At 54.8% G+C, this 25,502-nt stretch carries 21 protein-coding genes; 17 read left to right on the top strand and 4 right to left on the bottom strand.

The features are described from left to right. Positions 1-40: 40 nt before the first annotated feature. The 4 genes from EC836_RS21825 to map all read right to left on the bottom strand — a co-directional run bounded on the left by EC836_RS21825 (position 41) and on the right by map (position 5,227). Positions 41-433, bottom strand: a complete 393-nt coding sequence (locus EC836_RS21825; RefSeq protein ID WP_123337060.1) for a DUF3461 family protein — start codon at positions 431-433, stop codon at positions 41-43. 334 nt (positions 434-767) lie between these two features. Further along, positions 768-1,592 carry a 2,3,4,5-tetrahydropyridine-2,6-dicarboxylate N-succinyltransferase gene (gene dapD, locus EC836_RS21820; protein ID WP_123337058.1) on the bottom strand — a complete coding sequence of 275 codons (825 nt, stop codon included), beginning with the start codon at positions 1,590-1,592 and terminating at the stop codon, positions 768-770. A 96-nt stretch (positions 1,593-1,688) separates the two neighbouring features. Continuing rightward, positions 1,689-4,346: a bifunctional uridylyltransferase/uridylyl-removing protein GlnD gene (gene glnD, locus EC836_RS21815; protein WP_123337056.1), complete on the bottom strand. Its 2,658-nt coding sequence runs from the start codon at positions 4,344-4,346 to the stop codon at positions 1,689-1,691. 86 nt (positions 4,347-4,432) lie between these two features. Then, positions 4,433-5,227: a type I methionyl aminopeptidase gene (gene map / locus EC836_RS21810; RefSeq protein WP_123337054.1), complete on the bottom strand. Its 795-nt coding sequence runs from the start codon at positions 5,225-5,227 to the stop codon at positions 4,433-4,435. 370 nt (positions 5,228-5,597) lie between these two features. Between map and rpsB the strand changes: the two genes are divergently transcribed. From rpsB to accA, 17 genes are all read left to right on the top strand, one after another. Next, positions 5,598-6,323, top strand: coding sequence for a 30S ribosomal protein S2 (gene rpsB, locus EC836_RS21805; protein WP_148050401.1), 726 nt, complete (start codon positions 5,598-5,600; stop codon positions 6,321-6,323). A gap of 320 nt (positions 6,324-6,643) precedes the next feature. Next, a complete protein-coding gene (tsf, locus tag EC836_RS21800; RefSeq protein ID WP_123337050.1) occupies positions 6,644-7,495 on the top strand; it encodes a translation elongation factor Ts in 852 nt (283 codons plus the stop codon). A 156-nt stretch (positions 7,496-7,651) separates the two neighbouring features. After that, entirely contained in the window at positions 7,652-8,377 is a 726-nt protein-coding gene (pyrH, locus tag EC836_RS21795; RefSeq protein WP_105595442.1) for a UMP kinase, read from the top strand. A gap of 195 nt (positions 8,378-8,572) precedes the next feature. Continuing rightward, entirely contained in the window at positions 8,573-9,130 is a 558-nt protein-coding gene (gene frr / locus EC836_RS21790) for a ribosome recycling factor (protein ID WP_123337329.1), read from the top strand. 149 nt (positions 9,131-9,279) lie between these two features. After that, the gene (gene ispC, locus EC836_RS21785) at positions 9,280-10,485 is read left to right on the top strand and encodes a 1-deoxy-D-xylulose-5-phosphate reductoisomerase (RefSeq protein ID WP_123337048.1); all 1,206 of its coding nucleotides are present in this window, start codon (positions 9,280-9,282) and stop codon (positions 10,483-10,485) included. A gap of 179 nt (positions 10,486-10,664) precedes the next feature. Further along, positions 10,665-11,417, top strand: coding sequence for a (2E,6E)-farnesyl-diphosphate-specific ditrans,polycis-undecaprenyl-diphosphate synthase (gene ispU, locus EC836_RS21780; RefSeq protein WP_123337046.1), 753 nt, complete (start codon positions 10,665-10,667; stop codon positions 11,415-11,417). 18 nt (positions 11,418-11,435) lie between these two features. Continuing rightward, complete coding sequence (gene cdsA, locus EC836_RS21775; protein WP_123337044.1) at positions 11,436-12,293, top strand: phosphatidate cytidylyltransferase; 858 nt, start codon at positions 11,436-11,438, stop codon at positions 12,291-12,293. Positions 12,294-12,302: 9 nt separating this feature from the next. Then, on the top strand, positions 12,303-13,652 hold the full coding sequence (rseP, locus tag EC836_RS21770) for a sigma E protease regulator RseP (protein WP_123337041.1): 1,350 nt from the start codon (positions 12,303-12,305) through the stop codon (positions 13,650-13,652). A gap of 96 nt (positions 13,653-13,748) precedes the next feature. Next, positions 13,749-16,160: an outer membrane protein assembly factor BamA gene (gene bamA, locus EC836_RS21765; RefSeq protein ID WP_123337039.1), complete on the top strand. Its 2,412-nt coding sequence runs from the start codon at positions 13,749-13,751 to the stop codon at positions 16,158-16,160. 123 nt (positions 16,161-16,283) lie between these two features. Continuing rightward, positions 16,284-16,781, top strand: coding sequence for a molecular chaperone Skp (gene skp / locus EC836_RS21760; protein ID WP_123337037.1), 498 nt, complete (start codon positions 16,284-16,286; stop codon positions 16,779-16,781). Between the two features lie 3 nt (positions 16,782-16,784). After that, positions 16,785-17,807, top strand: a complete 1,023-nt coding sequence (lpxD, locus tag EC836_RS21755) for a UDP-3-O-(3-hydroxymyristoyl)glucosamine N-acyltransferase (protein ID WP_123337035.1) — start codon at positions 16,785-16,787, stop codon at positions 17,805-17,807. A gap of 159 nt (positions 17,808-17,966) precedes the next feature. Next, positions 17,967-18,422 carry a 3-hydroxyacyl-ACP dehydratase FabZ gene (gene fabZ / locus EC836_RS21750; RefSeq protein ID WP_105595450.1) on the top strand — a complete coding sequence of 152 codons (456 nt, stop codon included), beginning with the start codon at positions 17,967-17,969 and terminating at the stop codon, positions 18,420-18,422. Between the two features lie 3 nt (positions 18,423-18,425). After that, positions 18,426-19,214 carry an acyl-ACP--UDP-N-acetylglucosamine O-acyltransferase gene (gene lpxA / locus EC836_RS21745; protein ID WP_123337033.1) on the top strand — a complete coding sequence of 263 codons (789 nt, stop codon included), beginning with the start codon at positions 18,426-18,428 and terminating at the stop codon, positions 19,212-19,214. A gap of 3 nt (positions 19,215-19,217) precedes the next feature. Next, complete coding sequence (gene lpxB / locus EC836_RS21740; protein WP_123337031.1) at positions 19,218-20,363, top strand: lipid-A-disaccharide synthase; 1,146 nt, start codon at positions 19,218-19,220, stop codon at positions 20,361-20,363. Beyond that, entirely contained in the window at positions 20,360-20,983 is a 624-nt protein-coding gene (gene rnhB / locus EC836_RS21735) for a ribonuclease HII (RefSeq protein WP_123337029.1), read from the top strand. Before lpxB ends, rnhB begins: the two co-directional genes overlap by 4 nt. 30 nt (positions 20,984-21,013) lie before the next feature. Continuing rightward, entirely contained in the window at positions 21,014-24,496 is a 3,483-nt protein-coding gene (gene dnaE, locus EC836_RS21730; protein ID WP_123337027.1) for a DNA polymerase III subunit alpha, read from the top strand. Between the two features lie 12 nt (positions 24,497-24,508). After that, complete coding sequence (accA, locus tag EC836_RS21725; RefSeq protein ID WP_123337024.1) at positions 24,509-25,468, top strand: acetyl-CoA carboxylase carboxyl transferase subunit alpha; 960 nt, start codon at positions 24,509-24,511, stop codon at positions 25,466-25,468. Positions 25,469-25,502 lie beyond the last annotated feature (34 nt).

Genomic DNA, 25,502 nt, shown 5'->3' with positions numbered 1-25,502 from the left:
TTAATAGCACCGTTTTTTTAATTCTGCCGAACGGAATAAATTAACGGCCGTTCCGGGTCAGCTTATCCAGGTCCGATTCGATCTCGGCAATCTTATTCGACACGACGCTTTCCAGATGACGCAGATCGTCGAGGATTTTACGCTTCAGATCGACTTCAACCTGATCGCGCTGGCAGATCTGATCCAGTTCATCAATCACATAGCGCAGGTTCGGGCTGATTTCCTGAATTTCTTTGTAACCCTGGCTGGCGTTATCGGCCACCACGGTTTTGCGCTGGCGTGGATATTTGAATTTTACGCTCTTGGCAAAGAACTCGCCTTTGTCCTTACGGAAATAGATTTTCAGGATGTCGTTATTCGCTTCCTGACGCAGGCTGTAGCGATCGATATCTTCAGGCGAAGAAATACCCAGACCTTTTAAATTGTCATACATAGCATCGGTTCCTTATAAGTTAGGTGACGATCCGGCTGCGCGTTGTGACTACTGCGTTATGCAGAGCTGGCCTGCCTCACGTACCGGGTACGTTGTGGTGGCTGCGCGCTTACGCCTTGTCTTCACTTAGCTCGTGTGTTTCAAATGATGGTGTGCCCGAAGGCTGCACCTGAAACAGTCAGGATCGTTTAAAATTAATACTGGAATTAACTGGCGCGGATTATACGCCTGGAATGTGCGCAATATCACTATCTGATGAAAGGCAAAAAAGCGGTTGTGTAACGGAAAAGCGTAAAGAAAAAATTACGGGCCGTCGCAGCGGCCCGCAGATAAATCAGTCGATGGTACGCAGCAGCTCGTTAATACCGACTTTGCCACGGGTTTTCGCGTCAACTTTCTTCACGATAACCGCGCAGTACAGGCTGTAGCGGCCGTCTTTAGACGGCAGGTTGCCGGAAACCACCACGGAGCCGGCAGGCACGCGGCCGTAGTGAACTTCACCAGTTTCGCGGTCATAGATTTTAGTGCTCTGGCCGATGTAAACGCCCATGGAGATGACCGCACCTTCTTCTACGATCACGCCTTCCACGACTTCAGAACGCGCGCCGATGAAGCAGTTATCTTCGATGATGGTTGGGTTAGCCTGCAGCGGCTCCAGAACGCCACCGATGCCCACGCCGCCGGACAGGTGAACGTTTTTACCGATCTGCGCGCATGAACCGACGGTCGCCCAGGTATCCACCATTGAGCCTTCATCCACGTAGGCACCGATGTTGACGTAGGACGGCATCAGCACGGTGTTACGAGCGATGTAGGCACCCTGACGAACGGCCGCTGGCGGAACAACGCGGAAGCCTTCTTTCTTGAAGCGCGCATCGTCGTAGTCAGCGAATTTCATCGGAACTTTGTCGTAGTAACGGCTCTCTGCGCCATCAATTACCTGATTGTCATTGATGCGGAAAGAGAGCAGAACGGCTTTCTTCAGCCACTGATGCGTCACCCACTGGCCGTCAATTTTTTCTGCGACACGCAGGGCACCGCTGTCCAGCAGGGCGATAACCTGGTTAACCGCTTCACGGGTAACGGTGTCAGCATTCGCTGGGGTGATGTCAGCACGGCGCTCAAAGGCCGCTTCAATAACACTCTGTAACTGTTGCATGGTTTCTGCTTTCCTGGTTCTGCCATCCCGTTAAACCGCATAACAATGCGGTTTATAAGGCATTGCGGGGTGGCGAGGTTAAAAAGTAAATCCGGGTCACACTTTATCGTTTGGATTAAGGGCCTCTGTCAACCGTTGTTGCAGCACTTCGCGCATTTCTGCATCTAATGCCCGCCGATCGCTGTTAGCGAGGATAAATAAATCCTCAACCCGCTCGCCGATAGTACTGATCCGTGCGCCGTGCAGTGAAATGTTCAGGTCGGCAAAGACTTCTCCTACGCGGGCGAGTAGCCCTGGCTGATCGAGCGCGATGAGCTCCAGGTAGGTACGGCGATCGGTGTGGGTCGGCAGGAAATTGACCTCGGTATCCACATTAAAGTGCCTCAGCCGCGCCGACTGCCGACGGGCACGCGGCGGCTGCCAGCTGCTCTGGGTAATCGCCTGTTCCAGCGCGTGACGGGTCAGTTCATGCCGATCCGCCGAAAGCGGACTGCCGTCCGGCTCCAGCACGATAAAGGTATCCATCGCCATGCCGTCGCGGCTGGTAAAAATTTGCGCATCGTGAACGCTCAGATTGCGGCGATCCAGCTCACCGGCAACGGCGGCAAACAGATAGGGGCGGTCCGGGCTCCAGATAAAGATTTCGGTACCGCCACGCGTCGCCTGCGGGCTGACGAGGATCAGTGGCTGATCGAGATCGTGCTTCATCAGGTGGCGTGCGTGCCAGGCCAGCTGGTTTGGTGTATGGCGCAGGAAGTAATCCGCGCGGCAGCGACCCCAGATCTGATGCAGCGCTTCTTCGTTAATATTATCCATCCGCAGCAGGGCCAGCGCCTGCAGGCGATGGTGACGCACCCGCTCGCGCAGGTCGGGACTGTTTTCCATGCCCCGGCGCAGCTGTTTCTCGGTGGCGAAGAACAGCTCGCGCAGCAGGCTCTGCTTCCAGCTGTTCCACAGGGTTTCATTGGTGGCGCAGATATCGGCCACGGTCAGGCAGACCAGGTAACGCAGCCGGTTTTCGTTCTGCATGATCTCGGCAAACTGCTGGATCACCGTCGGGTCCTGAATATCCCGGCGCTGGGCGGTGACCGACATCAGCAGGTGATGGCGGACCAGCCACGCGACCAGCTGGGTTTCCCGCGAGTTCAGGCCGTGCATCTCGGCAAACTCCAGCGCATCCTGCGCGCCGAGAATCGAATGGTCGCCGCCGCGCCCTTTGGCAATATCGTGGAACAGGGCGGCCATCAGCAGCAGCTCCAGCTGCGGCAGGCGCGGCCACAGCTCCACGCAGAGCGGATGAAGTGAGCGGGTTTCTTCACTGGCAAAGCTTTCCAGCTTTTGCAGCACGCGAATGGTGTGTTCATCAACCGTATAGGCGTGGAACAGATCGAACTGCATCTGGCCGACAATATTGCTCCACTGCGGCATATAGGCCCACAGCACGCTGTGGCGATGCATGGGCACCAGCGCCCGGCTGACGGCTCCCGGATGGCGCAGAATCGACATAAACAGCTCGCGCGCAAGCGGAATGGTACACAGCGGCTGTTTCAGGTTCCGCCGCGCGTGGCGAAGGTGGCGCAGGGTGGTCGAGTAAATTCCGGTAATTTTTGGCGTGCGCACCATGGTGTAAAACATGCGCATAATCGCTTCCGGCTCGCGGTTGAACAGGGTTTCATCACGCAGATCGATCAGCGAACCGCGCAGCTGGAAATTATCGTCAATCGGCCGCGGCTTTTCATCGGTCGGCAGGGCCAGAATCGCTTCATCAAACAGCTGCAGAAGCATTTGGTTCAGCTCGCCGACTCGACGGGTAACGCGGAAGAAATCCTTCATCATGCGCTCAACCGGCTCATTGCCTTCGCCCTGATAGTTCAGACGGCGGGCAACGTTAAGCTGGCGATCGAACAGCAGGCGGTTGTCGTAGCGGGTCAACGTCAGGTGCAGGGCGAAGCGGATCCGCCACAGAAAGCTCTGGCACTCGTTAAGCTCATTGCGTTCGGCCTGGGTCAGAAAGCCAAAGCCGACCATTTCATCCAGCGAGGTTGCGCCGAAGTGGCGGCGGGCAACCCACAGCAGGGTATGGATATCACGCAGGCCACCGGGGCTGCTTTTAATATCTGGCTCGAGGTTGTAGCTGGTGCCGTGATAGCGCTTATGGCGATCCTGCTGTTCGCCAATTTTCGCCGCAAAGAAGCGGTCGGAGGGCCAGAAACCATCACTGAAGACGTTTTTCTGCATTTCGAGGAACAAGGCCAGATCGCCGGTCAGCATGCGCGACTCGATCAGGTTGGTCGCCACGGTCAGGTCTGACAACCCTTCCAGCAAACACTCCTCCAGCGTACGTACGCTGTGGCCGACCTCAAGCCGGAGGTCCCACATCAGCGTCAGCAACTCGCTGGTACGTTGAGCATCGGCATCGGAAAGCGGTTTACGGCTGAGGATCAGCACATCAATATCGGAAAGGGGGTGGAGTTCTCCGCGCCCGTAGCCGCCTACCGCCACCAGGGCGATACCGTCTTTTTCCGGGAAGCCGAAGAAGCGCCACAGACGGCGCAGCAGCCGGTCAATGAACAGCGTGCGTGCGGCAATCAGGCTTTCGGCATCCCGTCCTGCATCGAAGGCGCCGGCCAGGTGTTGCTGAAAATTATCCAGATGATTCTTCAGGAATTCTCGAGTGATTTCAGCATCTTCCCAGAGTATGGGCGATTTGGTTAATATTTTCAGCGTGCTGGCATCGGTCACATCTTTATTCATTTCACCGCTCCGGACAGATACTGCAGACATTAAAAAGCCGGCGGATGCCGGCTTCAGACTCACTGTAAGGGTCGATTTTACGGCGATTAGCCTTCGTGCGTCAGAACGGACGGAAGGGTTTCATCTTTACGCAGCGTCATAATTTCGCAGCCGTTTTCCGTTACTACAATAGTGTGTTCATACTGTGCGGACAAGCTGCGATCTTTGGTTTTTACCGTCCAGCCATCTTTCATCGTGCGGATGCGGTAGTCACCGACGTTCACCATCGGTTCAATGGTAAACGCCATGCCGGCCTGCAGCACCACGCCGCCGTCATCGGCATCGTAGTGCAGAACCTGGGGTTCCTCATGGAAGCCCTTACCGATACCGTGGCCGCAGTATTCGCGCACCACGGAGAACTGTTCGGCTTCGACAAATTTCTGAATTTCACGGCCGATAGCGCGCAGGCGAATGCCCGGCTTAACCATGCGCAGCGCGAGGTACAGGCTCTCCTGGGTGACGCGGCACAGGCGCTCGCCCTGGATAGTCGATTTACCGACGATAAACATGGTGGAAGTATCACCGTGATATTCATCCTTGATGACCGTCACGTCGATATTGACCACGTCACCGTCTTTGAGGATTTTCTCATCGCTTGGAATACCGTGGCACACCACTTCGTTCACGGAAATACACACCGATTTCGGGAAGCCGTGGTAGCCGAGGCAGGCAGATACGGCCTGCTGCTTGTTGACGATATGGTCGTGGCACAGGCGATCCAGCTCCCCGGTGCTGACGCCGGGTTTAACGTGAGGTTCGATCATCTCAAGAACTTCGGCGGCGAGGCGACCGGCCACGCGCATTTTTTCGATTTCTTCAGGTGTTTTGATTGAAATTGCCATTTACTGCGTCCGTATTTGTCGTCATTTACGACAAGAATAAAAAAAGTGCTGCAATGGTAACAGCCCGTCCGGACGCTGCCAATTGTCGTTTATGGCGATGCCCGTCCTGCACCGCTTTAGCCTGTGAAATGCGGGTTAACCAGGCAACAATTATTGGCGTCTGCGGCGGGTTTATGGTATAAAGCGCGCCGACGATTCTTTGTTCGGTGGATTTTTTCCCCAGTGAAGAACGCGAAAATCTCACATTGTGTAAATAACACACACGTATCGACACCTTACTCCGGGGTGCCCAAAAGCGTTAAAACTTTTGTGGTCGGTTGTATGGGATACGTGGAGGCCTAACCCCAATCAAACTATTTTAGAGGTAATCATGGCAACTGTTTCCATGCGCGACATGCTCAAGGCCGGTGTACACTTCGGTCACCAGACCCGTTACTGGAACCCGAAAATGAAGCCATTCATCTTCGGCGCTCGTAACAAAGTTCACATCATCAACCTTGAGAAAACTGTACCAATGTTCAACGAAGCTCTGGCTGAGTTGACCAAGATCTCTTCCCGTAAAGGTAAGATCCTGTTCGTTGGTACTAAGCGCGCTGCAAGCGAAGCGGTAAAAGAGCACGCTCTGAGCTGCGACCAGTTCTTCGTTAACCACCGCTGGTTGGGTGGCATGCTGACTAACTGGAAAACCGTTCGTCAGTCAATCAAACGTCTGAAAGATCTGGAAACTCAGTCTCAGGACGGTACCTTCGACAAACTGACTAAGAAAGAAGCGTTGATGCGCAACCGTGAACTGGCCAAGCTGGAAAACAGCCTGGGCGGTATTAAAGACATGGGTGGCCTGCCAGACGCACTGTTTGTTGTTGATGCTGATCATGAACACATCGCTATCAAAGAAGCAAACAACCTGGGTATCCCAGTCTTTGCTATCGTTGATACTAACTCTGATCCAGACGGCGTTGACTTCATTATCCCAGGTAATGACGATGCAATCCGTGCTGTGAGCCTGTACCTGACTGCAGTGGCTACCACTGTACGTGAAGGTCGCTCTCAGGACCTGGCTCAGCAGGCAGAAGAAACCTTCGCCGAAGCTGAGTAATAAGGCTTGCTCTTAACAGAGCCCCTTAATACCCGATAGATTTCACTTTACAGGAAGGCGGCAACTGAACGCGTCCGCAGAAGCTTACATCAGTAAGCGACTGTGGTGAGAGAAGGCAGCCAACACGCCTGTAGAGTGAAGGATGAAGGGTAAATCAGATGTGAATCTGTAAGGGGCCTCATGGCCCCTTTATTTTTTCGACTTCGCTTTGCCGCTTGTCACAATCGGCGAGGCAGAATGTATCTCCCGAGAAATAGACATGTGATGTGGACTTGCCAAGTGGTGAGCTACACAGATGCTAACTAACCGAGGATTAGAGAATGGCTGACATTACCGCTGCTCTGGTAAAAGAACTGCGCGAGCGCACTGGCGCTGGCATGATGGATTGTAAGAAAGCACTGACCGAAGCGAGCGGCGACATCGAGCTGGCGATCGAGAACATGCGTAAATCTGGCGCGATCAAAGCCGCTAAGAAAGCAGGCAACGTTGCTGCTGACGGCGTGATCAAAACCAAAATCGACGGCAACTACAGCGTGATTCTGGAAGTTAACTGCCAGACCGACTTCGTTGCTAAAGATGCAGGTTTCCAGGCGTTCGCAGACAAAGTGCTGGATGCCGCTGTTGCTGGCAAAATCACTGACATCGAAGTGCTGAAAGCACAGTTCGAAGAAGAGCGTGTTGCGCTGGTTGCTAAAATCGGTGAGAACATCAACATCCGTCGCGTATCTTCCCTGGAAGGCGAAGTGCTGGGTAGCTACCTGCACGGCGCACGTATCGGCGTTCTGATCGCGGCTAAAGGCGCAGACGAAGAGCTGGTTAAGCAGCTGGCAATGCACGTTGCAGCAAGCAAGCCAGAATTCGTTAAGCCAGAAGACGTGTCTGCTGACGTTGTAGAGAAAGAGTACAAAGTTCAGCTGGACATCGCCATGCAGTCCGGTAAGCCGAAAGAAATCGCAGAGAAAATGGTTGAAGGCCGCATGAAGAAATTCACCGGCGAAGTTTCTCTGACCGGCCAGCCTTTCGTTATCGACCCAAGCAAAACCGTGGGTCAGGTACTGAAAGAGCAGAACGCTGACGTTGTTAACTTCATCCGCTTTGAAGTGGGCGAAGGTATTGAGAAAGTTGAGACTGATTTCGCAGCAGAAGTTGCTGCCATGTCTCAGCAGTCTTAATTTCGATAAAGGAACCGCCAAACGGCGGTTCTTTTTTGCCTGCCTCTGGTGCAGCGCAATTTCAGTCTCATCCCAATAGCATTTTTCTCCTGCTTCCAGGATGATACCGCACAGTTTACACCCCTTTTTTCGATGATTGCTTCCAGGAAAAACACCATGGCGACTAATGCAAAACCCGTATATCAACGTATCCTGCTGAAACTGAGTGGCGAAGCACTGCAAGGCGCAGAAGGCTTTGGTATTGATGCCAGCGTTCTGGATCGTATGGCTCAGGAAGTGAAAGAGCTGGTTGAACTGGGCATTCAGGTGGGTGTGGTCATCGGTGGGGGGAACCTGTTCCGTGGCGCAGGCCTGGCACAGGCCGGCATGAATCGCGTTGTTGGCGACCATATGGGCATGCTGGCGACCGTGATGAACGGCCTGGCGATGCGTGATGCCCTGCACCGCGCCTATGTGAATGCCCGCCTGATGTCGGCAATTCCGCTGAACGGCGTTTGCGACAACTACAGCTGGGCGGAAGCCATTAGCCTGCTGCGTAACAACCGCGTGGTGATTTTCTCTGCCGGTACCGGCAACCCGTTCTTTACCACTGACTCCGCAGCCTGCCTGCGCGGCATCGAAATCGAAGCCGACGTGGTACTGAAGGCCACCAAAGTGGATGGCGTTTACTCTGCCGATCCGGTGAAGAACCCGGATGCCACGCTGTATGAACAGCTGACCTACACCGAGGTGCTGGATCAGGAACTGAAAGTGATGGACCTGGCCGCCTTTACCCTGGCGCGCGATCACCAGTTGCCTATCCGCGTGTTCAATATGAACAAACCTGGCGCACTGCGTCGCGTGGTGATGGGCGAAAAAGAAGGCACGCTGATTACGCATTAATATCAGTCTGCATTTAAAATGGTTAAGATAGGGTATATTCTGCCAGTCAGGGTTATCCTTCATACTCTACATAATTCGAGTTGCGGCAGGGCCGCGAGTCACCTGCAGCTTGAGTTATGAGGCGTATACCTATATTTGAACGGCGTCCGGCACGGCCGGATGCTGGTGGATCAAACAGAATCCAAGGGTTTCAACGTGATTAACGACATCAAGAAAGATGCAGAAGTACGCATGGAAAAATGCGTAGAAGCATTCAAAAACCACATCAGTAAAATTCGTACTGGCCGCGCATCTCCGTCTATTCTCGACGGTATCATGGTCGACTACTACGGTTCTGCGACTCCGCTGCGCCAGCTGGCGAGCGTCACAGTAGAAGACTCCCGTACGCTGAAAATCAACGTGTTTGACCGTTCAATCAGCAGCGCCGTTGAAAAAGCGATTATGGCTTCTGACCTCGGTCTGAACCCAATGTCGGCGGGCACCGATATCCGTGTTCCACTGCCTGCACTGACCGAAGAGCGTCGTAAAGATCTGATTAAAATTGTTCGCGGTGAAGCAGAGCAGGGCCGTGTGTCCGTGCGTAACGTGCGTCGCGATGCCAACGATAAAGTGAAAGCGTTGCTGAAAGACAAAGAAATCAGTGAAGATGATGACCGTCGTTCACAGGAAGACATCCAGAAAATGACCGACGTCGGCATTAAGAAAATTGATGCTGCGCTGGCAGAGAAAGAAGCGGAGCTGATGGAATTCTGATTTCATCATGATCCGATGAAACGCCGTACAGATCGCCTTTCCCATGAACGGCCGATCTGGCGGCGTTTTGCATTTACTCAATCCCTAAAAGGGCGGCTTTGCCTTTCCCTGGTTGCCGCCTGTGCCGGGTTACTACACAGAGCAGCCTCATGAAGCAATTGACCATTCTCGGTTCTACCGGTTCAATCGGCACCAGTACGCTGGCCGTCATTCGTGCTAATCCTCATCTGTTTTCCGTCAGGGCGCTGGTAGCCGGGCGTAACGTAGAACTGATGGTTGAACAGTGCCTGGAGTTTCGCCCCGCTTATGCTGCGATATCAGACGAGCAGGCGGCGGTCGACCTGCGCCTGCGCCTGCAGAGCCTGAACGTAAAAACGGAAGTCCTGAGCGGTGAACAGGCGGCCTGCGATCTGGCCGCGCTGGATGACGTCGATCAGGTTATGGCGGCGATTGTCGGCGCGGCGGGATTACTGCCAACCCTGGCAGCCATTCGTGCCGGTAAGCAGGTGCTGCTGGCGAACAAAGAAGCGCTGGTAACCTGTGGACGCCTGTTCCTTGACGCCGTCAGCGCGTCAAAAGCCCAGCTGTTGCCGATCGACAGCGAACACAATGCCATTTTTCAGAGTTTGCCTGCTTCCTTACAGCAGCAGTTAGGGTACGCTTCTCTCGAGGAAAATGGCATCGAAAGCATTATCCTCACGGGGTCGGGTGGCCCGTTCCGTGAGACACCGCTGGCTGAACTCAGCCGGGTCACGCCAGATCAGGCGTGTGCGCATCCGAACTGGTCAATGGGGCGAAAAATCTCCGTTGATTCGGCCACCATGATGAACAAAGGCCTGGAGTATATTGAAGCCCGCTGGCTGTTTAACGCCACGGATGCGCAGATGGAAGTCATTCTGCATCCGCAGTCCGTTATCCACTCAATGGTTCGCTACCGCGACGGCAGCGTGATTGCGCAGCTGGGATCGCCGGATATGCGTACGCCCATCGCCCATGCGATGGCGTGGCCGGAACGTGTTAATTCAGGCGCTCAGCCGCTGGATTTCACCCGCATGAAGGCGCTGACCTTCGCGGAACCGGACTACGCGCGATATCCGTGCCTGAAGCTGGCCATTGATGCCAGTCTTGCCGGACAGGCGGCGACCACCGCGCTGAATGCGGCCAATGAAATTGCCGTTGCGGCGTTTCTGGCCTCGCAAATCCGCTTTACCGATATTGCAGCATTAAATGTTGCGGTACTGGAAAAACTGTCAAGCCAGGAGCCGCAGAGCGTCGAGGCGGTACTCGCTATCGATGGTGAAGCGCGTGCTCTGGCGACGTCCCTGGTACCTCGTTTTTCTGTCCATTCGGCGTAACGCGATTTCGCGCGCCGCCATTTGTGGGCACCGGGAGGAGATGATATAGTCTCCGCCCACCGAACAGAGGTACGGCGTGATAAAGCGGATAAGCTAGCCCTTTTTGCACGAATTTCGTGCTGTGCGGGTGAAATATTCCCAGGCCGTTGTATTTCTGAACAAGGAAATCATTACGCGTTATGTCGTCCGAAAATTTATTACAAACCGATGACCAGGCGGGGCTGACACCTCGTCACGTGGCCATCATTATGGATGGCAATGGCCGCTGGGCTAAAAACCAGGGTAAGCTGCGCATTTCCGGCCATAAGGCGGGTGTTAAATCCGTGCGCCGCGCCGTTAGTTTCGCCGTCAGCAACAAGCTGGACGCGCTGACGCTGTATGCTTTCAGCAGCGAAAACTGGAATCGTCCGCAGCAGGAAGTTCTGGCGCTGATGGAACTGTTTGTCTGGGCACTCGACAGCGAAGTAAAAAGTCTCCACAAGCACAATGTCAGACTGAGAATTATTGGTGACATCAGCCGCTTTAATTCCCGTCTGCAGGAACGTATTCGCCGCGCTGAGGAACTTACTCAACAAAATAATGGACTAACGCTCAACATAGCCGCGAATTATGGCGGTCGTTGGGATATTATCCACGGAGTCAGAAAATTGGCAGAGCAGGTCCAGGAAGGTCTTCTTCGCCCCGATCAGATCGGGGAAGAGACGCTGGAACCCTATCTTTGCCTCAATGAACTGGCTCCTGTGGATTTAGTAATAAGGACTGGGGGAGAGCATCGCATCAGTAACTTCCTGCTGTGGCAAGTCGCCTACGCGGAGTTCTGGTTTACTGATACTCTCTGGCCTGATTTTGATGAACAAGTTTTTGAAGGTGCACTGAATGCGTTTGCACAACGAGAGCGCCGATTTGGCGGCGCAGCACCCGGCAGCGTATAGGCGCACTGGGGGTAATCTTTGCTGAAGTCTCGCCTGATTACCGCATTTATTTTGATTCCAATCGTGATTGCGGCACTGTTTCTGCTGCCACCGTTAGGATTTGAGATCGTCATTTTAGTGATTAGCATGCTGGCTGCCTGGGAATGGGGGCAGTTTTGCGGCTTTGCTTCGCGTTCGCAGCGGATCTGGCTGGCGCTGCTTTGCGGTTTGCTACTGGTCTTTATGCTCATCACTCTCCCGGCTTACCAACATCTGGTTCAACTGCCGCAGGTGAGCGGTGCGCTCTGGCTGGCATTGGGCTGGTGGGTCGCTGCGCTGCTGCTGGTGCTGTTCTATCCGGGTTCCGCCGCGCTGTGGCGTCATTCGAAGCCGCTGCGGTTGATATTCGGTCTGCTCACCATCGTGCCGTTCTTCTGGGGTATGCTGGCGCTGCGTCAATATCACTACGAAGCTGACCATTTTGCCGGAGCCTGGTGGCTGCTGTACGTGATGCTGCTGGTGTGGGGTGCTGATTCCGGCGCTTACATGTTTGGCAAGCTGTTTGGCAAGCACAAGCTGGCGCCGAAGGTTTCCCCAGGTAAAACCTGGGAAGGCTTTCTCGGCGGACTGGTGACCTCCGCACTGCTTTCGTGGCTGTTCAGCGCGTTTGCCCCGCTTGAGGTTTCACTGGGTACGCTGCTGGTCTGCTCGATTGCGGCAGCGCTGGCGTCGGTGCTGGGCGATTTGACCGAGAGTATGTTCAAGCGTGAAGCGGGCATTAAGGACAGCGGTAATCTCATTCCCGGCCACGGTGGTATCCTTGACCGTATTGATAGTCTGACCGCGGCGGTTCCTGTTTTTGCCTGTCTTTTACTGCTGGTGTTTGGGACTCTGTAGGGAAACATTATGTTGAGCGTACTCTGGAGTCTTGCCGCTTTTATCGTTGCGCTGGGGATTTTAATCACCGTGCACGAGTTTGGTCACTTTTGGGTGGCCCGCCGCTGCGGCGTCAAAGTCGAACGTTTCTCAGTCGGTTTTGGTAAAGCCCTGTGGCGTCGTCGTGATAAGCAGGGGACAGAGTACGTTATTGCCCTGATCCCGCTCGGCGGCTACGTCAAGATGCTCGATGAGCGTGTTGAAAGCGTGCCGCCTGAACTTCGCCATCAGTCCTTCAACAACAAAACCGTTCTCCAACGCGCTGCCATTATTGGCGCCGGGCCACTGGCCAATTTCATCTTTGCTATCATTGCCTACTGGCTGGTGTTTATCATCGGCGTTCCCGGCGTGCGTCCGGTTATTGGCGAAATAACCACCAACTCGCCTGCCGCAACGGCGCAAATTACACCCGGGATGGAACTTAAAGCCGTTGACGGTATCGAAACGCCTGATTGGGATGCAGTGCGTATGGCACTCGTTGCGAAGATCGGTGATGAAAGTACCACCGTCAGCGTAGCGCCGTTTGGTAGTGAACAAACGAGTGACAAACGCATCGATCTGCGCAACTGGCAGTTCGAACCCGATAAGCAGGATCCGGTTGCGGCTCTGGGTATCCAGCCCCGCGGACCCCAGATAGAAACGACGCTGGCGCAGGTGCAGAAGAACTCGGCGGCAAGCAAGGCGGGTTTGCAAGCGGGCGACAGGATCGTTAAAGTCAGTGGTCAGCCGCTGGACCAGTGGCAGGATTTTGTGACGACGGTGCGCGATAATCCGGGAACGGCAATCGCGCTGCAGGTTGAGCGTCAGGGTGGCTCGGTTGATTTAACGCTGACGCCGGACGTCAATCCCCGTAACAAGGCAGAAGGGTTTGCCGGGGTTGTCCCACGGGTGATCCCACTGCCTGATGAGTACAGAACGGTACGCCAGTATGGACCGTTTGCCGCAATCGGCGAAGCCAGCGCAAAAACCTGGCAGCTGATGAAGTTAACGGTAAGCATGCTGGGTAAACTGATTGTCGGTGATGTGAAGCTGAACAATCTCAGCGGGCCGATTTCTATCGCCCAAGGGGCTGGGATGTCTGCGGAATACGGCTTGATTTATTATCTGATGTTCCTCGCTCTGATTAGCGTGAACCTTGGGATAATCAACCTGTTCCCACTGCCGGTGTTAGATGGTGGACATTTGTTGTTCCTGGCGATCGAAAAGATCAAAGGGAAGCCGGTGTCCGAGCGAGTTCAGGACTTCAGTTATCGTATCGGCTCTATTTTGCTGGTGCTGTTAATGGGGCTTGCACTATTCAATGATTTCTCGCGCCTCTAGGAGCTCAGGAATTAGCCAGCGAAGGCCACAACAGGCCGGCGTGAGGCGAAATCCCCTTAGGCGATGAGAACCAGTTAGGAAGAATGCATAACAACGATGGCGATGAAAAAGTTGCTCATAGCGTCGCTGCTGCTTAGCAGCGCTACCGTATACGGTGCAGACGGATTCGTAGTGAAGGATATTCATTTCGAAGGCCTGCAGCGAGTCGCCGTCGGTGCGGCATTGCTCAGTATGCCAGTCCGCGTGGGAGACACTGTCTCCGATGAAGATCTCAGTAATACCATTCGCTCTCTTTTTGCGACCGGGAATTTTGAAGACGTTCAGGTCCTGCGCGACGGCAATACGCTGATTGTTCAGGTTAAAGAGCGTCCGACGATTGCCAGCATCACTTTCTCCGGTAACAAAGCGGTGAAAGAGGACATGCTGAAGCAAAATCTCGAAGCTTCAGGTGTGCGTGTGGGTGAAGCACTGGATCGCACCACCATTTCCTCGATTGAAAAGGGACTGGAAGACTTCTACTACAGCGTCGGTAAATACAGCGCCAGCGTGAAGGCGGTAGTTACGCCGCTGCCGCGCAACCGTGTTGACCTGAAGCTGGTGTTTACCGAAGGTGTTTCTGCGCAAATCCAGCAGATCAACATCGTGGGTAATAAAGCCTACAGCTCAGAAGAGCTGATCTCCCGCTTCCAGCTGCGTGACGAAGTGCCGTGGTGGAACGTGGTGGGTGACCGTAAATACCAGAAGCAAAAACTGGCCGGTGACCTTGAGACCCTGCGCAGCTTCTATCTGGATCGCGGCTATGCCCGTTTCAACATCGACTCCACCCAGGTCAGCCTGACGCCGGATAAAAAAGGCATCTACATTACCGTTAACATCACCGAAGGCGATCAGTACAAGCTTTCTGGCGTGACGGTAAGCGGTAACCTGGCGGGGCACTCGGCCGAGATCGAAGGGCTGACTAAAATCACCCCGGGTGAACTCTATAACGGCGCGAAAGTGACCCGCATGGAAGACGATATCAAGAAGCTTCTGGGGCGCTATGGCTATGCCTATCCGCGCGTTCAGACTCAGCCTGAAATCGACGACAGCAATAAAACCGTTAAGCTGCATGTGAATGTGGACGCGGGCAACCGTTACTACGTGCGTAAAGTCCGCTTCGAGGGTAACGACACCTCGAAAGATTCCGTACTGCGTCGCGAAATGCGTCAGATGGAAGGCGCATGGCTGGGCAGCGATCTGGTTGAGCAGGGCAAAGAGCGTCTGAATCGCCTTGGCTACTTCGAAACCGTCGATACCGACACGCAGCGTGTTCCCGGCTCGTCGGACCAGGTAGACGTCGTCTACAAGGTGAAAGAACGTAACACCGGTACGCTGAACTTCGGTATCGGCTACGGTACAGAAAGCGGCGTGAGCTTCCAGGTGGGTGTGACCCAGGATAACTGGCTGGGCACCGGTAATACCGTCGGTATTAGTGGAACCAAAAACGATTATCAGACCTACGCTGAATTCTCGATGACCGACCCGTACTTCACGGTCGACGGTGTCAGCCTGGGTGGTCGTCTGTTCTATAACGACTTTAAAGCCGATGACGCCGACCTGTCCGACTATACCAATAAGAGCTATGGTTTAGACGGTACGCTGGGCTTCCCGGTGAACGAGAACAACACCCTGCGCGTGGGTCTTGGCTATGTGCATAACAGCCTGTCGAACATGCAGCCGCAGGTCACCATGTGGCGCTACCTGCGCTCCGTTGGGAAAAACCCAACGCTGGATGGCGACGAAGACTACTCGGCTGATGACTTCACCTTTAACTATGGTTGGACGTACAACACCCTGGACCGCGGTTTCTTCCCGACGGCCGGTAACCGTACGAACCTGAATGGTAAGGTGACGATTCCGGGTTCCGACAACGCCTTCTACAAAGCGACGCTGGATACACAGCAGTATCTGCCGCTAAACCAGGACCGCACCTGGGTGATGTTGGGCCGTGGTCGTGTAGGCTATGGTGACGGACTGAGCGGCAAAGAACTGCCGTTCTACGAGAACTTCTATGCCGGTGGTTCCAGCACCGTACGTGGCTTCCGCTCCAATAACATTGGTCCGAAAGCGGCTTACCTGAACAATGGTTCTTCAGACTGCTCCGGCACCGACGTGAACAAGGTGTGTAATTCAGACGATGCCGTCGGTGGTAACGCCATGGCCGTCGCCAGCCTTGAGCTGATTACGCCAACGCCATTTATCAGTGAGAAGTACTCTAACTCGGTACGTACTTCACTGTTTGTGGATGCGGGTACGGTCTGGGATACTAAGTGGGAAAACACGGCTGAGACACGTGCGGCCGGTATTCCTGACTACAGCGATCCAAGCAACATTCGTATGTCTGCCGGTTTAGCGTTGCAGTGGATGTCACCGTTAGGTCCACTGGTGTTCTCCTACGCTCAGCCGTTCAAAAAGTATGATGGAGATAAAGCCGAACAGTTCCAGTTTAACATTGGTAAAACCTGGTAATTCGGTGTAGCAGGGAAGTACGCAAAAGAGTATCGCGCAGTTAAGTGATGGCCTGCTCAAGCGGGCCACACCATGCGCAACACATGTGTCCATGACACAAACGTTGATGGTAAGGAGTTTATAGTGAAAAAGTTGTTGTGTGCCGCAGGTCTGGGTATTGCTATGGCGGTTTCCGCTGGAGCCCAGGCAGCTGACAAAATCGCAGTGGTGAACGTTTCCAGCATTTTCCAACAGTTACCAGCGCGTGCGACCGTTGCGAAGCAGCTTGAGAATGAATTCAAAGGCCGTGCGACCGAACTGCAGGGTATGGAACGCGATCTGCAAACTAAAATGCAGCGTCTGCAGCGTGACGGTTCTACCATGAAAGCCAGCGATCGTAGCCGCATGGAAAAAGACGTAATGGCGCAGCGTGAAACCTTCTCAACCAAAGCTCAGGCTTTCGAGCAGGATAACCGTCGCCGTCAGGCTGAAGAACGTAACAAAATTCTGACCCGCATCCAGGATGCTGTTCAGAAAGTTGCGGATAGCGAAGGCTATGATGTGGTTATCGACCAGAATGCGGTAGCCTACTCGGCTAAAGCGAAAGACATCACTGCAGATGTCCTGAAACAGGTTAAATAATACATGTCTTCAATTCGACTGGCTGATTTAGCCCAGCAGTTGGATGCAGAATTGCACGGAGATGGCGATATCGTCATCTCCGGCATCGCTTCTATGCAATCCGCTCAAACCGGTCAGATCACTTTCCTCGCCAACAGCCGTTATCGTGAACAGCTAGCTTCCTGCCAGGCGTCAGCCGTGGTGCTGTCGGAAGCCGATCGCGAATGCTTTGCTGGCGCGGTTCTGGTAGTGAAAAACCCTTATCTGACCTACGCCCGTATGGCACAGCTGCTGGATACCACACCGCAGCCTGCCGCTAATATTTCGCCTGCTGCAGTGATCGACCCGACTGCCACGCTGGGTAAAAATGTCTCGATTGGCGCTAATGCGGTGATCGAATCCGACGTCGTGCTGGGTGATAACGTGGTTATCGGCCCTGGCTGCTTCGTGGGGAAAAAGGCACGATTGGGCGCCGGCAGCCGCCTGTGGGCCAATGTGACCGTTTATCATGAAGTGCAGATCGGCAGTGATTGCCTGATCCAGTCAGGTACCGTTATTGGTGCCGACGGCTTCGGCTATGCCAACGATCGCGGCAACTGGGTGAAAATTCCTCAGCTTGGCACGGTCATTATTGGCGACCGCGTTGAGATTGGCGCCTGTACCACCATCGATCGTGGTGCGCTGGATAACACTCAAATCGGGAATGGTGTTATCATAGATAACCAGTGCCAGATCGCACACAATGTTGTGATCGGTGACAACACTGCCGTTGCAGGCGGCGTGATTATGGCTGGCAGTCTAAAAATCGGTCGTTACTGCATGATCGGTGGTGCCAGCGTAATTAATGGTCATATGGAAATTTGTGACAAAGTAACCGTCACGGGAATGGGAATGGTGATGCGACCAATCACCGAACCTGGGGTATACTCTTCCGGGATTCCACTGCAGCCCAACAAAACCTGGCGCAAAACTGCAGCGCTGGTGATGAATATCGACGAACTCAGCAAACGCCTGAAGGCCGTCGAACGTAAGGTTGATAAAGACTGAGCGACGATTCATCACTTACGCTGCCCAGCTTTCATAAATAAAACATGCTAAGCAGGGAAAGCCAAGCGCACGGAAATGATTTGCGGCCTGCTAACGATCACCGATTGTTGCAGGCCGTGTTATTGATGCCATCAGAATGTTTAGGACAGGAAGAGTATTTTGACTACTGAAACTCATACTCTGAAGATTGAAGAGATTATTGAATTATTACCGCACCGCTACCCGTTTCTGCTGGTCGATCGCGTACTTGAGTTTGAAGAGCACAAGTATCTGCGTGCGGTGAAGAACGTCTCGGTTAACGAACCGTTTTTCCAGGGCCATTTCCCTGGTAAGCCGATTTTCCCGGGTGTGTTGATCCTGGAAGCGATGGCTCAGGCCACGGGAATTCTGGCGTTCAAAAGCGTAGGGAAACTGGAACCTGGTGAGCTGTACTACTTCGCCGGAATCGACGAAGCGCGCTTCAAGCGCCCGGTCGTGCCTGGTGACCAGATGATCATGGAAGTGACCTTCGAGAAAACCCGCCGTGGGTTGACGCGCTTTAAGGGCGTGGCGACCGTTGACGGTAAAATTGTCTGCGAAGCAACAATGATGTGTGCCCGCAGCCGGGAGGCTTAATTCGTGATTGATAGCACCGCCGTAATTCACCCAAGTTCGATCGTTGAAGACGGCGCCGTCATTGGCGCTGGCGTTCAGATTGGTCCTTTTTGCGTCGTAGGCGCGAACGTATCAATCGGCGAAGGCACGATCCTCAAGTCGCACGTCGTGGTAAATGGCCATACCCGTATCGGTAAGGACAACACCATTTACCAGTTTGCCTCCATCGGTGAGGTAAACCAGGATCTGAAATACGCTGGTGAACCGACCCGCGTTGAGATTGGCGATCGTAACCGCATTCGCGAGAGCGTAACGATCCATCGCGGAACTGCTCAGGCAGAAGGTTTGACCAAACTGGGTGATGACAACCTGCTGATGGTTAATGCGCATATTGCGCATGACTGCGTCGTTGGTAATCGCTGTATTCTGGCGAACAATGCCACGCTGGCAGGCCACGTTACCGTCGATGACTTTGCGATTATCGGTGGTATGACAGCGGTGCATCAGTTCTGCATCATTGGTGCGCACGTTATGGTGGGCGGCTGTTCCGGTGTGGCGCAGGACGTTCCTCCTTACGTTATCGCTCAGGGCAACCACGCGACGCCGTTTGGCATTAACCTTGTCGGCCTGCAGCGCCGTGGCTTCAGTAAAGATGCCCTGCATGCGATTCGTAACGCCTATAAGCTGCTGTACCGCAGCGGCAAGACGCTGGATGAAGTGAAGCCAGAGATTGCCGAGATTGCGAAAGCGCACCCTGAAGTTCAGCCTTTCTACGACTTCTTCGCGCGATCGACCCGGGGCCTGATTCGTTAACTCATGCCTAAGCATCCCTTAACGATTGCCCTTGTCGCCGGAGAAACCTCCGGCGATATTCTTGGTGCCGGTCTGATCCGTGCGCTGAAGGAAAAGCATCCTGACGCCCGTTTCGTTGGCGTAGCGGGCCCGCTGATGCAGGCCGAAGGCTGCGAAGCGTGGTATGAGATGGAAGAGTTAGCCGTGATGGGTATCGTTGAGGTACTCGGACGGCTGCGACGCATCCTGCATATCCGGCGGGATTTGACCGCCCGGTTTACCGAGCTGAAGCCTGATGTCTTTGTCGGTATCGATGCGCCCGATTTTAATATCACGCTGGAAGAGCGGCTGAAGCAGCGCGGTATCCGAACGATCCATTACGTCAGCCCGTCAGTCTGGGCGTGGCGTCAAAAGCGGGTATTCAAAATAGGCCGGGCAACCGATCTGGTGCTGGCCTTCCTGCCGTTTGAAAAAGCCTTTTACGACCGCTTTAACGTTCCCTGCCGCTTTATTGGCCATACCATGGCCGACGCGATGCCCATTGAGCCCGATAAGCTGGCCGCGCGGCAGGAGCTGGGCATTGCGCCCGATGCGCTTTGCCTGGCTCTTCTGCCGGGCAGCCGTAATGCCGAAGTCGAAATGCTCAGCGCTGATTTTCTGCGCACCGCCATGCTGCTGCGCCAAAAGTATCCGCAGCTGGAAGTGGTTGTCCCGCTGGTCAACCCGCGGCGCCGCGAGCAGTTTGAAAAGATTAAAGCTGACGTGGCCCCGGATCTGACCATGCATTTGCTGGATGGTAAAGGCCGTACCGCGATGGTGGCCAGCGATGCCGCACTGCTGGCTTCCGGCACCGCCGCGCTGGAGTGTATGCTGGCGAAATGCCCGATGGTCGTGGGCTATCGCATGAAGCCGTTCACCTTCTGGCTGGCGAAACGTCTGGTGAAAACCGACTATGTTTCACTGCCTAACCTGCTGGCCGGGCGTGAACTGGTGCAAGAGCTGTTGCAGGACGAGTGTGAACCGCAGAAACTGGCCGCAGCGCTGGAGCCACTGCTGTTTAACGGCGAAGACCGTCAACGGCTACTGGCGACCTTTGCCGAACTGCATCATCAAATCCGCTGGAATGCGGATGAACAGGCTGCGGCCGCCGTACTGGAGCTGTGTCCATGAGTGATTTTATTTATCCCAACGCGGCGCTAATTGCCGGCGTTGATGAAGTGGGCCGTGGCCCGCTGGTCGGCGCCGTGGTGACCGCCGCGGTGATCCTCGATCCTGCGAACCCGATCCAGGGCCTGGCCGATTCGAAAAAGCTGTCGGAAAAGCGGCGACTGGCGCTGTACGATGAAATCGTTGAAAAAGCGCTGAGCTGGAGCCTGGGGCGGGCTGAGCCGGAAGAGATCGACCAGATTAACATTCTGCACGCCACTATGCTGGCGATGCAGCGCGCTGTGGCCGGTCTGCACATCACGCCTGACTTCGTGCTGATCGATGGCAACCGCTGCCCGGCGCTGGCGATGCCCAGTCAGGCCGTAGTCAAAGGGGATAGCCTGGTGCGTGAAATCAGTGCGGCCTCCATTATCGCCAAGGTCACGCGCGACCGTGAAATGGCCGAGCTGGATTTGCTGTATCCTGAATACGGTTTTGCCCAGCACAAAGGCTATCCAACCGCCTTGCATATGGAAAAACTGACCCAGCACGGTGTAACGCCGCATCATCGCCGCAGTTTTGCCCCGGTGCGCAATGCGCTACTGGACGCCGAAATTGCCGCGACGCGCTCCCGTTCGCTGTAATCTTCTCCCTCAGTTTTAACGGAATCCCAGATGGCCGAACCTCGTTTTATTCATTTACGCGTTCACAGCGACTACTCCATGATCGATGGACTGGCGAAGACGGGCCCGTTGGTGAAAAATGCGGCGAAGATGGGCATGCCGGCGATTGGCATCACCGATTTCACCAACCTGTGCGGGCTGGTCAAATTTTACGGGACCGCGCACGGCCAGGGCATGAAGCCGATTATTGGCGCAGACTTTAACGTTGCCAGTCCGCTGATGGGCGATGAGCTCAGCCAGCTGACCGTCCTTGCCGCAGACAATGAAGGCTATCAAAACCTTACCCTGTTGATTTCCCGCGCCTACCAGCGCGGCTATGGCCCTGCGGGCCCGACCATCGACCGCGACTGGCTGATGGAACATCAGCAGGGCATTATCCTGCTCTCAGGCGGGCGACGCGGCGACGTTGGCCAGATGCTGCTGCGCGGTAACCCCACCGGCGTGGCCGAGTGCCTGAGTTTTTACCAGACCCATTTTCCCGATCGCTACTATCTGGAACTGATCCGCACCGGTCGACCGGATGAAGAAAGCTATCTGCACGCGGCGGTCGATCTGGCGATTGCTGAAGGGATTCCGGTGGTGGCAACGAATGAAGTCTGCTTCCTGCAGGAAGATGACTTTGATGCCCATGAGATCCGCGTCGCGATCCACGATGGCTTTACCCTCGACGATCCCAAACGTCCTAAAAACTACAGTCCGCAGCAGTATATGCGAACGGAAGAGGAGATGTGCGAGCTGTTCTCGGACATCCCGGAAGCGCTGGAAAACAGCGTGGAAATTGCCCGCCGCTGTAACGTAACCATTCGCCTCGGCGAGTACTTCCTGCCGCAGTTCCCGACCGGTGAAATGAGCACCGAAGATTTCCTGGTAATGAAATCGAAAGAGGGGCTGGAAGAGCGTCTGGAATTCCTGTTCCCCGACGAGCAGCAACGCATTGAACGCCGCCCGGAATATGACGATCGTCTGGAGATTGAACTCAACGTTATCAACCAGATGGGCTTCCCGGGCTACTTCCTTATCGTGATGGAGTTCATCCAGTGGTCGAAGGATAACGACGTGCCGGTGGGGCCGGGCCGCGGTTCCGGTGCCGGTTCACTGGTCGCCTATGCGCTGAAGATTACCGACCTCGATCCGCTGGAGTTTGACCTGCTATTCGAACGCTTCCTCAACCCGGAACGCGTTTCGATGCCCGACTTCGACGTTGACTTCTGTATGGAGAAACGCGACCTGGTCATCGATCACGTGGCCGAGATGTACGGGCGTGAAGCGGTATCGCAGATCATTACCTTTGGTACGATGGCGGCGAAAGCGGTTATCCGCGATGTGGGGCGCGTGCTCGGGCATCCGTACGGTTTCGTCGATCGTATCTCCAAACTGGTGCCGCCCGATCCCGGCATGACGCTGGAAAAAGCCTTTGCCGCAGAACCTCAGCTGCCGGAAATCTACGAGGCGGATGAAGAGGTTAAAGCGCTGATTGATATGGCGCGCAAGCTTGAAGGCGTCACGCGTAACGCCGGTAAGCACGCCGGGGGCGTCGTTATTGCGCCCACCAAAATTACCGACTTTGCGCCGCTCTATTGCGATGAAAACGGCAATCATCCCGTTACTCAGTATGATAAGAATGACGTGGAGTACGCGGGGCTGGTCAAATTCGACTTCCTCGGCCTGCGAACCCTGACGATCATCGACTGGGCGCTGGGGATGATCAACGCCCGGCGTGAAAAAGAGGGACTGGAGCCGATAGACATCGCGGCCATCCCGCTTGAAGACCAGAAAAGCTTCGACATGCTGCAGCGCTCGGAAACCACCGCGGTCTTCCAGCTGGAATCACGCGGTATGAAGGATCTGATCAAGCGCCTGAAGCCCGACTGCTTCGAAGATATGATCGCCCTAGTGGCGCTGTTCCGCCCGGGTCCGTTGCAGTCCGGCATGGTTGATAACTTTATTGACCGTAAGCACGGACGTGAAGCGATCTCGTACCCGGATATTGAGTGGCAGCACGAGTCGCTGAAGCCGGTGCTGGAACCGACCTACGGTATCATCCTCTATCAGGAACAGGTGATGCAGATTGCCCAGGTACTGGCGGGATACAGCCTGGGCGGCGCGGACATGCTGCGTCGCGCAATGGGTAAAAAGAACCCGGTCGAAATGGCCAAGCAGCGCGGCGGCTTTGAAGACGGCGCGAAATCACGCGGCGTTGACGGCGAACTGGCGATTAAGATCTTTGACCTGGTGGAGAAATTCGCCGGGTACGGCTTTAACAAATCGCACTCCGCGGCCTATGCGCTGGTCTCCTATCAGACTCTGTGGCTGAAGGCGCACTATCCGGCCGAGTTTATGGCCGCGGTAATGACCGCCGATATGGACAACACCGAGAAGGTCGTTGGCCTGGTCGATGAATGCTGGCGTATGGGCCTGAAGGTACTGCCGCCGGATATTAACTCCGGGCTGTATCAGTTCCATGTTAATGGCGATGGCGAAATCGTTTACGGCATCGGGGCGATTAAAGGCGTGGGCGAAGGCCCGATCGAAGCGATTCTTGAAGCGCGTAACGAAGGCGGATACTTCCGCGAGCTGTTTGACCTCTGCGCCCGTACCGACACCAAAAAGCTGAACAAGCGGGTGCTGGAAAAACTGATTATGTCCGGCGCGTTCGACCGCCTTGGGCCACATCGCGCGGCGTTGATGAGTGCACTGCCCGATGCGCTGAAGGCCGCCGATCAGCACGCCAAAGCGGAAGCGATTGGCCAGGCGGATATGTTTGGCGTGCTGGCGGAAGCCCCAGAACAGGTAGAGAAGTCCTATTCTGACGTCACGCCGTGGCCAGAACAGATCCAGCTGGATGGCGAAAGAGAAACTTTAGGGCTTTACTTAACCGGTCACCCGATCAACCAGTATTTAAAAGAAATTGAGCGCTATGTCGGTGGACTGCGCCTGAAAGACATGCACCCGACCGACCGTGGCAAAATGACCACTGCGGCCGGTCTGGTGGTGGCGGCCCGCGTAATGGTAACAAAACGCGGTAACCGGATTGGTATCTGTACACTTGACGACCGTTCGGGTCGTCTGGAAGTGATGTTATTTACAGATGCGCTAGATAAATTCCAGCATATGCTGGAAAAAGACCGTATCCTGATCGTCAGCGGGCAGGTCAGCTTTGATGACTTCAACGGCGGGCTTAAAATGATGGCCCGAGATATGATGGATATCGACGAAGCACGCGAAAAATATGCGCGTGGGCTTGCTATATCGCTGACGGACAGGCAAATTGATGACCAGCTTTTGAACCGTCTCCGTCAATCCCTGGAACCCCATCGTTCGGGGACAATTCCGGTACATCTCTACTATCAGAGAGAGGATGCGCGGGCGAAGTTGCGCTTTGGCGCAACCTGGCGCGTGTCGCCCAGCGATCGTTTGTTAAACGATCTGCGGTCGTTGATAGGATCGGAGCAGGTGGAACTGGAGTTTGACTAAAACAGGATTATTATGAGTCTTAATTACCTGGATTTTGAACAGCCAATCGCAGAACTTGAAGCGAAAATCGATTCACTGAAATCGGTTGGCCGTCAGGATGAAAAACTGGATATTAATCTGGATGAAGAAGTTCAGCGTCTGCGCGATAAAAGCGTAGAACTGACGCGTAAAATCTTCTCCGATTTAGGTGCATGGCAGATCGCGCAGCTTGCGCGCCATCCGCTGCGTCCTTATACGCTGGATTATGTTCGTAACGTTTTCACCGATTTTGATGAGCTGGCGGGCGACCGTGCCTATGCCGATGATAAAGCCATTGTTGGTGGTATCGCTCGTCTGGAAGGCCGTCCGGTGATGATCATTGGTCATCAGAAAGGGCGCGAAACCAAAGAGAAAATTCGCCGTAACTTCGGCATGCCGGCACCGGAAGGTTACCGTAAAGCGCTGCGTCTGATGGAGATGGCCGAGCGTTTTAATATGCCTATCGTCACCTTTATCGACACCCCTGGCGCTTATCCTGGCGTGGGTGCGGAAGAGCGCGGTCAGTCTGAAGCCATCGCCCGTAACCTGCGTGAGATGTCTGGCCTGACCGTGCCGGTCATCTGTACGGTGATTGGTGAAGGTGGCTCAGGCGGAGCACTGGCTATCGGCGTGGGCGATAAAGTGAACATGCTGCAGTACAGCACCTATTCGGTGATTTCACCGGAAGGCTGTGCGTCGATTCTGTGGAAAAGCGCCGACAAAGCGCCGCTGGCTGCGGAAGCGATGGGGATTATTGCCCCGCGTCTGAAAGAGCTGAACCTGATCGACAGCGTGATCCCGGAACCGCTGGGTGGCGCACACCGCAACCCGCTGGCGATTGCCGCTTCTCTGAAAGCGCAGCTGCTTGCCGATCTCGGCGAACTTGATGCGCTCAGCAAAGAGGAACTGCTGGATCGTCGCTATCAGCGCCTGATGAACTACGGCTACGCCTGATAACATCACGCTCTAAGCACTCAGAAGGGCCAGA

It is taken from the genome of Erwinia sp. JUb26 (assembly GCF_003751505.1).
Classification (GTDB): Bacteria; Pseudomonadota; Gammaproteobacteria; order Enterobacterales; family Enterobacteriaceae; genus Erwinia.
This window is presented reverse-complemented; position numbering and strand designations above follow the sequence as displayed.

Excerpts from the sequence above, each read along its gene's own strand:
- pyrH (WP_105595442.1), top strand. The coding sequence starts at position 7,652 with ATGGCGACTAATGCAAAACCCGTATATCAACGTATCCTGCTGAAACTG.
- dapD (WP_123337058.1), bottom strand. The coding sequence starts at position 1,592 with ATGCAACAGTTACAGAGTGTTATTGAAGCGGCCTTTGAGCGCCGTGCT.
- glnD (WP_123337056.1), bottom strand. The coding sequence starts at position 4,346 with ATGAATAAAGATGTGACCGATGCCAGCACGCTGAAAATATTAACCAAA.
- ispU (WP_123337046.1), top strand. The coding sequence starts at position 10,665 with ATGTCGTCCGAAAATTTATTACAAACCGATGACCAGGCGGGGCTGACA.
- EC836_RS21825 (WP_123337060.1), bottom strand. The coding sequence starts at position 433 with ATGTATGACAATTTAAAAGGTCTGGGTATTTCTTCGCCTGAAGATATC.
- accA (WP_123337024.1), top strand. The coding sequence starts at position 24,509 with ATGAGTCTTAATTACCTGGATTTTGAACAGCCAATCGCAGAACTTGAA.
- lpxD (WP_123337035.1), top strand. The coding sequence starts at position 16,785 with ATGTCTTCAATTCGACTGGCTGATTTAGCCCAGCAGTTGGATGCAGAA.
- rpsB (WP_148050401.1), top strand. The coding sequence starts at position 5,598 with ATGGCAACTGTTTCCATGCGCGACATGCTCAAGGCCGGTGTACACTTC.
- dnaE (WP_123337027.1), top strand. The coding sequence starts at position 21,014 with ATGGCCGAACCTCGTTTTATTCATTTACGCGTTCACAGCGACTACTCC.
- rseP (WP_123337041.1), top strand. The coding sequence starts at position 12,303 with ATGTTGAGCGTACTCTGGAGTCTTGCCGCTTTTATCGTTGCGCTGGGG.
- tsf (WP_123337050.1), top strand. The coding sequence starts at position 6,644 with ATGGCTGACATTACCGCTGCTCTGGTAAAAGAACTGCGCGAGCGCACT.
- bamA (WP_123337039.1), top strand. The coding sequence starts at position 13,749 with ATGGCGATGAAAAAGTTGCTCATAGCGTCGCTGCTGCTTAGCAGCGCT.
- lpxB (WP_123337031.1), top strand. The coding sequence starts at position 19,218 with ATGCCTAAGCATCCCTTAACGATTGCCCTTGTCGCCGGAGAAACCTCC.
- rnhB (WP_123337029.1), top strand. The coding sequence starts at position 20,360 with ATGAGTGATTTTATTTATCCCAACGCGGCGCTAATTGCCGGCGTTGAT.
- ispC (WP_123337048.1), top strand. The coding sequence starts at position 9,280 with ATGAAGCAATTGACCATTCTCGGTTCTACCGGTTCAATCGGCACCAGT.
- map (WP_123337054.1), bottom strand. The coding sequence starts at position 5,227 with ATGGCAATTTCAATCAAAACACCTGAAGAAATCGAAAAAATGCGCGTG.